Source organism: Flavobacterium algoris, assembly GCF_048158525.1.
GTDB classification, from domain to species: domain Bacteria; phylum Bacteroidota; class Bacteroidia; order Flavobacteriales; family Flavobacteriaceae; genus Flavobacterium; species Flavobacterium algoris.
Genome location: NZ_JBLNKT010000005.1, coordinates 109,227 through 121,349, shown reverse-complemented (window position 1 = coordinate 121,349; position 12,123 = coordinate 109,227). Strand labels below are relative to the sequence as shown.

Below are 12,123 nucleotides of genomic sequence, written 5' to 3'. Positions count from 1 at the left end.
TATTAATCATTAGCAATATATCCAACTCCACGTATGGTTTTTATAAAATCCTGTTCAATTTTTAAATTTAGCTTTTTGCGAATGGAATTCATAAAAACATCAATTACTCCCGTATCATATTCAAAATGAATATCCCATACATCTTCAATAATTTGGGTTCTGGTACAAACTTTTCCTTTGTTTTTTACTAAATAATGCAGCAATTGAAATTCGCGTTGCGTCAAGTTAACTACATTGGCATTGACTGAAACAAGATGTTTAGCAACATCAATTTCAATTGTACCAAGACTAAGTATTTCTACTTCTTTTTGATTTCTGAAATGAATTTTAATTCGTTCCAAAAGTTCATCAAAACTAAATGGTTTTTTGATATAATCATTCGCTCCGGCTTTTAAACCTTCAATAGTTTCCTGAATGGTATCTTTGGCAGTCAAAAAAAGAATAGGCGTTTCTGTATTTTTCAATCGAATCGCTTTACATAATTCTAATCCAGTCATTTTGGGAAGCATCCAATCTAATAAAATCAAGTCAAAATTCTCTTTTTGAATTAATTCAAAACCTTTCAAACCATCTGAAGCACTTGTAATACGATATCCTTCTTCCTCCAACCCTTGTTGAAGAAATTGAATAATCCCGATTTCATCTTCTACTATTAAAATGTGCATTTTTTTTATTTAATTCTATTTTAAAATAATCTAAACAGCAAACTATCTAAAGATGCGATTATAATTACAAATTTAGTTCAAAATAAATGTCAATTTTATAATTTGATCAACTTCTTAAGCCAAAATTAAGAATGGAATACACCTAGTACTTTATGTTTTTATTGTTTCAAATTAGTATTTTTGTGAAAAAATAACCAACAATGACGCTTTCAAAAAAGTTTTCTCCATTTTACAATCTTATGCTATTTTATATTAGCGTAAGCATCGTTTTAAGAATAGTATTAATCTTCCACCCGATTACCCAAAGTTCATTTGGTTTTCTGGATATTGTTAAAATATTTGGATTTGGATTAATCTCTGATTTTTTCATTTTTGTGTTGGTCAGCGGGTTTTTATGGCTGTATCTTATTTTTATATCCAATTCAAAATACTTAAAACCGTACGGTTATCTCTTTTTCGGGCTATTAGTTGCCTTGTTGCTGTATGTTTCGTTTGGCAATACCATTCTGAATGAATATGGCGGAGCGCTCCCTGCAATTGGAATAGCTTTTATCGCTATAAAAACTATTCTATTTGGTTTGCTACTTTTTCTGCCAAAATACCGAAGCCAAATTAGATTCTGGTTGTTCACGTTTGTCATTTTCTTATACGTCGTTTTGATTTTGCAAAATGGAATCAGTGAATACTTCTTTTGGAATGAATTTGGCGTAAAATACAATTTCATAGCCGTAAATTATTTGGTTTACACCAATGAAGTAATCGGGAATATCATGCAATCGTATCCAGTTGTTCCAATATTTACCGCGTTATTTATTGTTGCGGGTTTAATAACGTATTTGATCGTAAGACGTTCCAAAAATTACATTGAAAGCATTCCAACTTTTGTACAAAAAATACAGCTTTCCGGAATTTATCTTGCTTTGTTTGGACTCTCTTTATTGGTAATCCCTTTTTTATCGGCTCAGGAAAACTCACCGAATATTTTTGCAAACGAATTAGAAGCCAATGGCATTTATAAGTTCTTTTTAGCTTTTAAAAACAGTGAATTAGACTATTTTAAATTCTACAAAACACTTCCCCAAAAAGAAGCGTATGCAGTATTACAAGAACAAATTCCTGGAATTTCAGGAGAAACTTCTTTAAGAAAAATTCAAAGCGCTGCTACAGAAAGCCATAAAAATGTGGTGTTAATAACTATCGAAAGTTATAGTGCTGATTTTATGAAAATGTATGGAAACGATCAAAATCTTACACCTTTCTTGGATAGTTTAGCTACAAAAAGTTTGTTGTTTACGAATCTTTACGCTGTTGGAAATAGAACTGTTCGTGGTCTTGAAGCGGTTACTTTGTGTTTCCCTCCCACTGCTGGCGAAAGTGTAGTAAAAAGAGAAGATAATAAAAACAAATTTTCGACCGGTAACATCTTTAAACAAAAAGGATACAATGTAAAATTCCTTTATGGTGGTGATGCTTTCTTTGATAATATGGAAGATTTCTATACTGGAAACGGTTATGGAATTGTAGATAAAAAAACATTTACTCCTGAAGAAATTACTTTTGCAAATGTATGGGGTGTTTGTGACGAGGATATGTACAACAAAGCTATCAAGATAATGAATGGAGAAGCAAAGGAAAACAAGCCGTTCTTTAATCATATTATGACGGTTAGTAATCACAGACCATTCACTTATCCAAACAATAAAATTGATATTCCCGGAGATGCTAAATCTCGTGATGGTGGCGTTAAATATACCGATTTTGCGATGAAAAAATTCTTCGAAATGGCGAGTAAACAACCTTGGTTTGCGAATACCGTTTTTGTAATTCTTGCAGATCATTGTGCTTCCAGTGCTGGAAAAACAGAACTTCCGGTTGATAAATACAGAATACCGGCGATGATTTATAGTCCGGGATATGTTCAGCCAAAGCATTACACGAATTTGATGTCTCAAATCGATATTATGCCTACGTTATTTGGATTATTGAATTTCAATTACGAAAGTAAATTCTATGGTGAGGACGTCTTAAAAACAGACTATAAACCGAGAGCGTTAATTGCAACCTACCAGGATTTAGGATTGATTAAAGATAATGTTCTAACTGTTATTTCACCCAAACAGCAAGTGAAGCAATTTCAATTGACATTAAAAAAAGAGCAAAAAACAGCACCTGATTTCCAAATTTATTACGACCAGAATCCATTGATTAAAGAAAGAACTGATTTAGTAAATCAAACCATTTCCTATTACCAAACGGCTTCGGATATGTTGAAGAAAAAGAAATATCAGAAAATTAATTAGCATAAAAAAACGGGTAAGACAACAATCTTACCCGTTTTTTATTTCATTTTAGATTTAAAAAATCATTCCTTATCATTTACTAAACCAAAAAGGGATCCTTTTTTAAATAATTTGGAATCTTGCTTCAAGCTTTTTTTATTGCGTTTGGTAAGTGCTTCAGTATCTAAAGTACTTAAATCTGGTTTCCCTGCATTTACCCAAGCCGTATACCAAAAACTAGCTGTAGCGGTAATTGCTTTTTTCATTTGACTTTCAACCATTCCATTCAACTCTTGGTGAAATTTAGTTGCATATTCATCCGAATATAAAACGCCATTGTATTTGTTTTTTACAATATTTCCGGCCTCGTCAACGACATACATTTTGTTTTCTGGAGTTGAAGTTCTTAATTTTTTATCAGCCGCTAATAAAGGAGCTACTAAACTATGGGTGTCAAAAATAATATCCCAAGTTGCTTGATCCACATTTTCAATATATTTTCCTTCATCAGCATTTAGTTTATAGTTCTTAACAAACAATTCCGGCAAACGGCTTTCCCATAACGAATGAATTCCTTTTTGATTGGTATTTTGGCCATCATGATTGTCAGAAGTATGCAAAGGCATGTGTGCATCTCCTATGTAATGTCCCAGTTCTGCAGCAATAAATAGAATTTCGTTTTTTCTTTTCTCTTTAAAGGCCTTCGTTAATTTACCCATCATTTCTTGAATGTACCAAGGTAAAGTTCCATTTTTTGACAAGAATTTCTCATCGTATTTTTTCTTTGCAGCTTCCATTGTTTTAGGAAAACTGTCAACGCTTCCAAAATTCTCCATGTCAAAATAATGACGAGGTCCTTCGGCTTTATCATTTAAAATAGATTTTCTTAAATCTGGAACTGTCGATTCCTGAGTAATGAAATCGATATGATTGTAGAAAAAAGTTTGTAATGGTTTTGGAAGCGCCATTACCGCAGCTCTATTGATTCGTTCATGGCCAACAACACCCCATGATAACAGCAAAAAAGCAATTCCAATTGTAGATAACCCAATAAGTGTAGGTCTAATTTTAAAATTTTTCATTATATTTATTTATTAGAACTGCAAATGTATTTTTTTAAAATATAATTCAATGAAATCTGGTTTAAGATTATGTTAATTTAAAGAAATTAAATTAAAATGTTTCGTCACAAACGAAAAAACAGGACTTTTATTCGCTATTTGCGTTTAGCAACCTTTATTGACCTCTTTTTTTAAAAGTACTTTCTAATTAAAATACATGATGGTTAACAGTGTTCCAATTGCTATAAATACCCAAAGGAAAAGGCCTTGAAACAACGGTTTTACCCCAACAGATTTCAAAATATTCCTATTCAATCCTGCTCCAATTAAAAACAAGGTTAGCGTGAGTCCAATTTTGGCAATTGAAACCAGATATGGAGCTACAATAGCTGTTTGTGAAACATACGTATTCATTGCCATTGCCAAAATAAATAGTCCGATAAAATAGGGGATTTTAATACTGCTGGATTTATTTTTGAAAATAACAGCCGTAAATAAAGCTACCGGAATAATCCATAAGGCTCGCGCTAATTTTACAGTTGTGGCTATTTGCAATGCTTCGGGGCCAAATTTACTGGCTGCACCAACCACGGAACTCGTATCATGAATGGCAATCGCACACCATAACCCAAACTCTTTTTGGGATAAATCCAACCAGTGTCCCACGGCAGGAAATAAAAATAAAGCAACCGAATTCAAAATAAAGATCACTCCTAAAGCAATGGAAGTTTGTTTTTCATCTGATTTAATGACCGGTGCAATGGCTGCAATAGCACTTCCACCACAAATTGCAGTTCCACATGAAATAAGATGAGAAGTTTTCTTTTCAATTTTCAACCATTTTCCAAGAAATGTTCCTAAAATTAGAGTACTAAATATAGAGGCAACGGTAAATAGAAAACCTTCCTTACCTGCCGATAAAGCACTGTTAACATTCATTCCAAAACCTAAACCTACCACAGAAACCTGCAATAGAATGTTTGTTGCTTTATGGTTGAGATATAAAAAAGGATGACCGGAAAGATTAGCGACAATAAGTCCTAACAATAAAGCGATTGGTGGTGAAACAACAGCCGTCATGCAAAAAAACAGCAGTGCAACAAAAATAATTTGCTGCTGTATTGCACTTATTTTAAAAAATAGGGGCACTTGCTTTTGAATTGCTTTTTGATTTGGTTCCATTGTAAAGTAATTGAATTATTACTACACAAAGGTGGATAGATTAATCTGTATTAACCAATCGCAAAAAACAATCTGCTATAACTTTAAATTATAATGATTGGAGATGTTTTTTATAAATAATTCTGATAATGCATCAACCTTTCCTTGTAAAGTAATGATATAAAAAAAGCGTTCAATCACAAAATTATCAATATCAAGAATAACCAATTCGTCATTTTTAAGCTCTTTCTCTATAGCATGGATGGAAATAAAAGCAACACAATCAGAATTCATCAAATAGGATTTTATACTTTCCGGACTTCCTAACTGCATTTCAATTTTCAATTGCGAGAGATTAATTCCAAAAGGTTTGAACGCATGTTCAATAACTTCAAGTGTTCCAGAACCCTGTTCTCGAGTTACAAATCGCAGGTCTTTTAAATCCTCTAAAGTGACTTGTTCTTTGTCTTTCAAAGGATTGGTAGTGTTGCAAACCAGAACTAATTCGTCTTTTAAAAACTCGGTGTATTTGATCGATTGATTTTTTGATTGTCCTTCTACAATTCCTATTTCAATCTCTTTATTCAGTAATGCTTTTTCAATTTGTTCCGTATTTCCGTTAAGTAGATTTATTTTAATGTCCTGCAATTTTTGATGAAAGCGAGCCAAAAGAGGCGGAATTATATATTGAGAAATTGTCGTACTGGCTCCTAATCGAAGCAATCCTTTTTGTTGATTGATTAGTGTACTCATGTCAAAATCAATTTCTCGATAGACTTCAAATATTTTTTTAGTATGCTTTAGCAATACTTCACCGGCATTGGTAAGGGAAATTTTCGAACCGTTTCTTTCAAAAAGCTTGATTTTATACTCTTCTTCCAGCTCTTGAATATGCTTCGAAATGGCAGGTTGCGTAATGAATAATTCCGTTGCGGCTTTGGTAAAACTCAATCTATTGGCGACAGTAAAAAATACTTTTAATCTAAAATCCATGATTTATATTTTTATTAAACGCAATTTAAATTTATAACAATCCGTTATATTTTCTAACAAACCATTCGGTTGAAAGAAAAATCGAAATTAAAACGAGCAACCAAACCCAATCAATCAAAGGTGTTTTGGTCACAGTATTCTTTTGAACGGCTTTGTATTCTTCATTATCCAAAAGCGATTTTATTAACACCTCAATTTGATCCGGAAAATAAGCTTTACCTTGTGTTTGCGAAGCTAATTGTGTCAATTTTTCTACATCAGGGTTAACGAATTGCTTTTCTATATCAAAATCCAGTATTTCAAAATGATTGGAATAGGTAGTTTTTGAATTCAATTCTTTTACCAAAAAATCATAATTCCCAGCCGTAAGTCCATCAAGATTAACTTTATAGGAATTATTGCTTTTTAATAAATCGTAATTTTTAGTTTCTTTGGTTTTAGTATTAGTTACAGCAATTGTCAAACGAGCTTTCTCATCAAACTCATAGTTTTTATTGAAAAATTGCGCAGAAATTTCAATTGCATCTCCTGAATTATAGAAACTTTCGTGTTCGACAACGAGTGATTTTTTTGAATTATTAGAAGCCAAAAACTGGATAATCTTGTCTATAAATACATCAAACTTATCAAAAGACTGATTATCAATATGACTTTGTAGACGCCATTTCCAACTATTTTCCCCTAAAAAATAAGCCGTTCGCTTGCCTTGATTTTCAGTAAAAGCCAATAATGGGTAATTGGTAGCAATGTTTCTTATTTTGGAAGAAAGCAATACCGAAACGTTTCCATTTGTAGTTATATTTCCAAAAGGATTTTGCAGAGGAGGGAAATTTTCGAAACCAATATTATCAATTGCAAATAGATTAAATTGAGAATTAAATACCGCCAAATAATCTTCTTTTTGACCACTCATTTTGAAAGACAAATTATTCTGTTGTTGATTCAAAAAATTGAAGTCCGTATTGTTTCCGGTAATAATGAACGTGTTGATACCAGCCAATTTAGCAGTGTCAAAAATAGATTTAAATTCAGGTGTAGGTTGGTACAAAATTAAAATTTTATAATCTTGTAATGATTTGATATCATTAGGCTTAATTAAAGTTACTTTACGTTGTGCATTAGTTTCAATTGCATGTTTTAAAGCACCAATATCGGGATGGTTTATAGCAGAAATAATGGCGATATTCGTTTTCTGGTCAATCACTTCTACCGCAAAATTCTTGGTATTATTATAGGTGTTTTTTTCTTTTTCTTTAGATGAAATCGTAGCTTTAAAAACTTGCAATCCTACTTTATTAGCGGGTAAAAGTACATTTATAACTGCTGTTTTTTTCGATGGAGAAAAGGAAACTGATTGTTTACTAAAAACCGAATTTCCTTGTGAAATGATAAAATCCGCGGTTACATTTTTGGTTCCTGAATAGTGCAAAAAAGCTTCTACTGGAAACTTATTTTTATAAAAAGCATATTTATTGACATTCAATTGATCAATTTTAAAATCCAAAAAAGTGGTTGTATCGCCTACAATTAATGGAAATACTTTATTGGCGGCAGCAAAAGCATAAACATAATCGTTACCCGAAGTTTGGTTTCCGTCAGTTATGATTACGGTTGGAAAAATAACATTTTTGTTAATGCTTTTCAGGTTTTTGGCTACGGCATCCAGATTAGTTTGTGTTCCTTTAAAATCAAATTTTTCCGATGCTTGAAATTCACTGTCAAATTGATACGATTGAATATCAAATTTATCTTGCAATGCTGCATTCGAAATCAATTTTTGATACAATTCTAATGCTTTTTCATTCCCTTTCAAGAACGAGATGGAACTGGAATTATCAACAACAATTGGCAATGGTGTTTTTACTGTCTCTAAAGTATTTTTAGTTAGTATTGGATTAATCAACAGTAATAATAGTCCAAAAATGGACATAAAACGCAAAAAAGCCAAAAACAAACTAACTGTAGATTTGTTTTTGGCTTTGTATAAATATTGAAAAAAAGATAGACTACCAGCTATTACTAACGAAAGTAGTATTAATAAAAGGGTAGTTGTTGTCATTCTTTTTTATTTTAAATGATGAATTTTAAATTTTAAATTCTTCCTCATTTGAAATTTTAAATTCATCATTTATAATTTATAATTATTTTAGGTGAGCATTCCTCCGCAAACATTCATAACCTGCCCGGTTACATAAGCGCTCATATCTGAGGCAAAGAAAAGACACGCATTAGCAACATCTTCAGTAGTTCCGCCACGTTTCAACGGAATTCCGTCTCTCCATCCTTTTACGACATCTTCGTTCAATTTGGCCGTCATTTCGGTTTCAATAAATCCTGGGGCAATTACATTGCAACGAATATTACGAGATCCTAATTCCAGTGCCACTGATTTTGAAAAACCAATAACTCCTGCTTTAGAAGCGGCATAATTGGTTTGACCCGCATTTCCCTTCACGCCTACTACAGAACTCATATTGATTATTGATCCGGAACGTTGTTTTAAGAACGTTCTTTGAATCGCTTTGGTCATATTAAAAACCGATTTCAAATTCACATCAATTACTTGATCAAAATCACCTTCAGACATGCGCATCAAAAGGTTGTCTTTAGTAATTCCGGCGTTGTTTATTAGAATATCAACAGTTCCAAATTCAGCTAAAACCGCATCTACAAATATTTGAGCTTCATTAAAATTAGCAGCATTTGATTGATATCCTTTAGCTTTAATTCCTAAAGCGTTCAATTCATTTTCAAGAGCCAAAGCTGATTCTACTGATGAACTATAAGTAAATGCAACATTTGCACCATGTTTCGCAAAAACTTCTGCAATTCCTTTTCCAATTCCGCGGCTTGCACCTGTAATTATGGCAACTTTTCCTTCTAGTAATTTCATGTTCTAAAATTAGTTTAATTTTTATTTGTAGCTATTCCTGCTATTCGTTTCAATCTTTTATGTTTTAAAGAAAAACATAAAAGGATTTCCACTGCTATCAGGGCTATTTTACACCCGTCAAATATAGCAATAATTGTGGTTTGAAAAAAAATTACAAACCCAATAACATTTAAACAGCTATAGTTTTCTGTATTAATTATTTAAAAATTAAAATAAGGCTTATTAATTAATTATTCTATTAGATAACGTAACATTTGAAACTTAATTTTTAATAATCTTCGTACTTGAAGTCCCTTTATCCGTATTCATTTTCAAGAAATAATTTCCAGTTGTTAGTTTAGAAACATCAATTTTTGAAATGTTTCGTGCATTCGGAACTGCAATTACTAAATGTCCTAAAATATCATAAACAGCCATTGATTGCACTTCAATCGTATTTTTAACATCAATATTCAAAATGTCTTTTACAGGATTTGGATACACATTAAAATAATCAGCAAACTCAAAATCTGAAATTCCTAATGTTTTGAAAGTAGATGTTGCTTTATTAGTCAGAATCGGGAAATTATAATCAAAATAAATATTCGCTTCATTCGCAAAAGAATCGCCTATAAGAAGAGTTGGCTGCGTTTTGATTTTAAAAGCAATATAACCGTCATTTGTTGTATTATCAAAAGGAAGATTGATGTTTTCAAAGATAAATTCCACTTTGTTACCATCGGATATTTTGGTAGTGAAGTCATGACTGGCTTTGGTTGGAACTAAAGTTGAAATATCAAATTTTGTCAAATCAATCAAATCTTTCACCACAATATTTTGGGCTGGATAGGTTCCTGTATTTTCAAAACGGATCAAATAATGCACATATTCACCTATCAGATTTGGAGTAATGACATCGCCTTCCAAGCAGGTTTTATTATTTGGATCAAAAGAACCAACAACTGTTTGTTTAAAATCAAAAGTATTATCAATTGGCGTTTCGTCAGTTTCTAATGAATTGATTGTTGTGGTATATCCTAAAATATCTCCATTATTTACCGGCGGTATTTCTGCGGGAGTATTTACGTTTAACTTAATAGAAATTTCTCTGGTTTCAAACGGTGCCAAATTTGTAAAATTCCAAGATAAGTTATTCATTGTTTGGCTAAAAGGAACTGGAGTTGCTGAAACTAAATCTAAAACTGCATCATTAAAAGTTTGATTTACAGAGCCAGATTGTGTAATATTCCCCTTGTTTTTATAAATGATTTTATAGGTAGCATCAAATCCGGGTCTCGCAGCTTCTAATGGAATTAAAGTGATTTCTAAATCTTTATGAGTAGCAATTGGAGTGATACAAAAGTCCTGAATAAATGGACTCGTTTCTAATGGAAAACTAACATTTACTGATGTTGGTGAAATTGTAAAATAGTCAAAATTCTCTAATATTGGAGTAATAGTATAAGTACCTTCTTGAACTTTTAAAGCATAATTTCCCGATGAATCGGATATTACAGTTCCTGTTGTAGTTCCATCAGTAATAGTAAATTTAATATTTGCAGCAGTAATATCTGATGCGTCACAACCATTATTATTACTATCTAATCTATTCTTTCCTTGAATAGTATAATTTACACCTCCTGAATTATAGGAACAATAACTACCCACTGCACAATTAGTATAATTATAACCTGAAATTTTTTGTGAAATAGCTTCTAATTCGGTTTCATCTCCACAAATATATTGTAGTTTTGGACAGTTATAAAAATTTCTGCCGTCTAACTGAATATTTGGTAAATCAGTTTCTAAAAAAGTCAGATCTTCAATTATTCCGTTTTTTAAACTAATGAATTCTAAATTAGGGCAATTGGAAACATTTATTCCATTAAGATTTTTTAAAATACTTAAATCAAGTGAACTAATAGGTGTATATCCAATCCATAATTTTTGGAGATTTGGTGTTTTCGAATAGTCTAAAGGTGTTAATGCATTATAACCTGCGTATAATTCTTCTAAATTAGTTGAATTAGATAAATCAATAGTAGTTATTTGATTTTTCCAAAATCCTAAATATTTAAGCTCAGGCAATCCTGTTACATCTATGCTAGTTAATTGATTTCCTCCACATTCTAAGTCCGTTAGATTGATTGGTCCAGTTAAATCCAAAGAAGAAATTTTATTTGAATTGCAATTTAAAGCATGAAGATTACTTAATCCTGATACGTTTAAACTTGTTAATTGGTTTCCGTTACAAAATAAATTTGTAAGATTGTCTAAACCGGTCAAATCTAATAAAGCCAATTGATTATCAGAACATTCTAAATAGGACAACTGACCTAGATTAGCAACATTCAAATTGACTAAATTATTTTTGTAACAATCTAGAGACCTAAGACTACTATTCTGATTTGATAAATCCAATGTGGAAATTTTATTATTTTGGCAGTCTAAAATATCTAAATTACTTATACCGGTTAAATCCAGTCCAGTTAATAGATTGTCATTACATTGCAATACATAAAGATTGTTTACTCCCGTAAGATTTAAACTGGTTAATTGATTTTCATCGCACCCCAAAGAAGTTAAACTACTTAATCCTGAAATATTTAGATTTGTTATGAGATTAGTAGAACAAAACAAACTGTCTAGTTTAGTAAGTTTACTAACATCTAAACTAGTTAATTTATTATCAGTACACTGTAAAATAATAAGATTTGTAAAGAATTCAATACCTGTTAAATTTGAAATTTCGAAATTATTAAGGTATAAATTGGAGACGTTTAAGGCTTCGTTTATTTGAATTTCTCCATCACTATTGGCATCAATAATCATTGGATTACTATTACTATCTGTAGCAATGGAATTAAAAGTACTGGCGTTTAATAATTTTGCCTTAAAATTTACATCAGGAATAGTAATAATCTGTGCACTCGCAATTGAAAATAAGCTAAAAGTTAAAAATAGAAAGTAGAATTTTTTCATTTATATTTATTTTTAATGTAAATATAAAAAAAATAAATAGATTTTTCTTACTAAATAGATTTTAATATAACAATAAAGGTTCTCAATTCCAATGTTTTAGAACTGAGAAC

Annotated in this window: 8 protein-coding genes; 1 reads left to right on the top strand and 7 read right to left on the bottom strand. The window is 31.3% G+C overall.

From position 1 onward, the window contains the following. Positions 1-2: 2 nt before the first annotated feature. Positions 3-665 carry a response regulator transcription factor gene (locus ACM55I_RS04275; RefSeq protein WP_416845529.1) on the bottom strand — a complete coding sequence of 221 codons (663 nt, stop codon included), beginning with the start codon at positions 663-665 and terminating at the stop codon, positions 3-5. Between the two features lie 200 nt (positions 666-865). On the opposite strand from ACM55I_RS04275, the gene ACM55I_RS04270 reads away from it, so the two are divergent. Next, complete coding sequence (locus tag ACM55I_RS04270) at positions 866-2,965, top strand: LTA synthase family protein (protein WP_416845528.1); 2,100 nt, start codon at positions 866-868, stop codon at positions 2,963-2,965. A 62-nt stretch (positions 2,966-3,027) separates the two neighbouring features. On the opposite strand, the gene ACM55I_RS04265 is transcribed toward ACM55I_RS04270, so the two are convergent. From ACM55I_RS04265 to ACM55I_RS04240, 6 genes are all read right to left on the bottom strand, one after another. Then, complete coding sequence (locus ACM55I_RS04265) at positions 3,028-4,026, bottom strand: zinc dependent phospholipase C family protein (protein ID WP_416845527.1); 999 nt, start codon at positions 4,024-4,026, stop codon at positions 3,028-3,030. Positions 4,027-4,209: 183 nt separating this feature from the next. Continuing rightward, positions 4,210-5,187 carry a YeiH family protein gene (locus ACM55I_RS04260; protein ID WP_416845526.1) on the bottom strand — a complete coding sequence of 326 codons (978 nt, stop codon included), beginning with the start codon at positions 5,185-5,187 and terminating at the stop codon, positions 4,210-4,212. Between the two features lie 75 nt (positions 5,188-5,262). Beyond that, positions 5,263-6,159 (bottom strand): LysR family transcriptional regulator, encoded by an 897-nt coding sequence (locus ACM55I_RS04255; RefSeq protein WP_416845525.1) that lies wholly within the window; start codon positions 6,157-6,159, stop codon positions 5,263-5,265. A 31-nt stretch (positions 6,160-6,190) separates the two neighbouring features. Continuing rightward, positions 6,191-8,218, bottom strand: coding sequence for a hypothetical protein (locus tag ACM55I_RS04250; protein ID WP_416845524.1), 2,028 nt, complete (start codon positions 8,216-8,218; stop codon positions 6,191-6,193). Positions 8,219-8,305: 87 nt separating this feature from the next. Then, complete coding sequence (fabG, locus tag ACM55I_RS04245) at positions 8,306-9,052, bottom strand: 3-oxoacyl-[acyl-carrier-protein] reductase (RefSeq protein ID WP_416845523.1); 747 nt, start codon at positions 9,050-9,052, stop codon at positions 8,306-8,308. A gap of 261 nt (positions 9,053-9,313) precedes the next feature. Beyond that, positions 9,314-12,013 (bottom strand): T9SS type A sorting domain-containing protein, encoded by a 2,700-nt coding sequence (locus tag ACM55I_RS04240; RefSeq protein ID WP_416845522.1) that lies wholly within the window; start codon positions 12,011-12,013, stop codon positions 9,314-9,316. Between the last annotated feature and the right edge of the window lie 110 nt (positions 12,014-12,123).

Excerpts from the sequence above, each read along its gene's own strand:
- ACM55I_RS04275 (WP_416845529.1), bottom strand. The coding sequence starts at position 665 with ATGCACATTTTAATAGTAGAAGATGAAATCGGGATTATTCAATTTCTT.
- ACM55I_RS04270 (WP_416845528.1), top strand. The coding sequence starts at position 866 with ATGACGCTTTCAAAAAAGTTTTCTCCATTTTACAATCTTATGCTATTT.
- ACM55I_RS04265 (WP_416845527.1), bottom strand. The coding sequence starts at position 4,026 with ATGAAAAATTTTAAAATTAGACCTACACTTATTGGGTTATCTACAATT.
- ACM55I_RS04260 (WP_416845526.1), bottom strand. The coding sequence starts at position 5,187 with ATGGAACCAAATCAAAAAGCAATTCAAAAGCAAGTGCCCCTATTTTTT.
- ACM55I_RS04255 (WP_416845525.1), bottom strand. The coding sequence starts at position 6,159 with ATGGATTTTAGATTAAAAGTATTTTTTACTGTCGCCAATAGATTGAGT.
- ACM55I_RS04250 (WP_416845524.1), bottom strand. The coding sequence starts at position 8,218 with ATGACAACAACTACCCTTTTATTAATACTACTTTCGTTAGTAATAGCT.
- fabG (WP_416845523.1), bottom strand. The coding sequence starts at position 9,052 with ATGAAATTACTAGAAGGAAAAGTTGCCATAATTACAGGTGCAAGCCGC.
- ACM55I_RS04240 (WP_416845522.1), bottom strand. The coding sequence starts at position 12,013 with ATGAAAAAATTCTACTTTCTATTTTTAACTTTTAGCTTATTTTCAATT.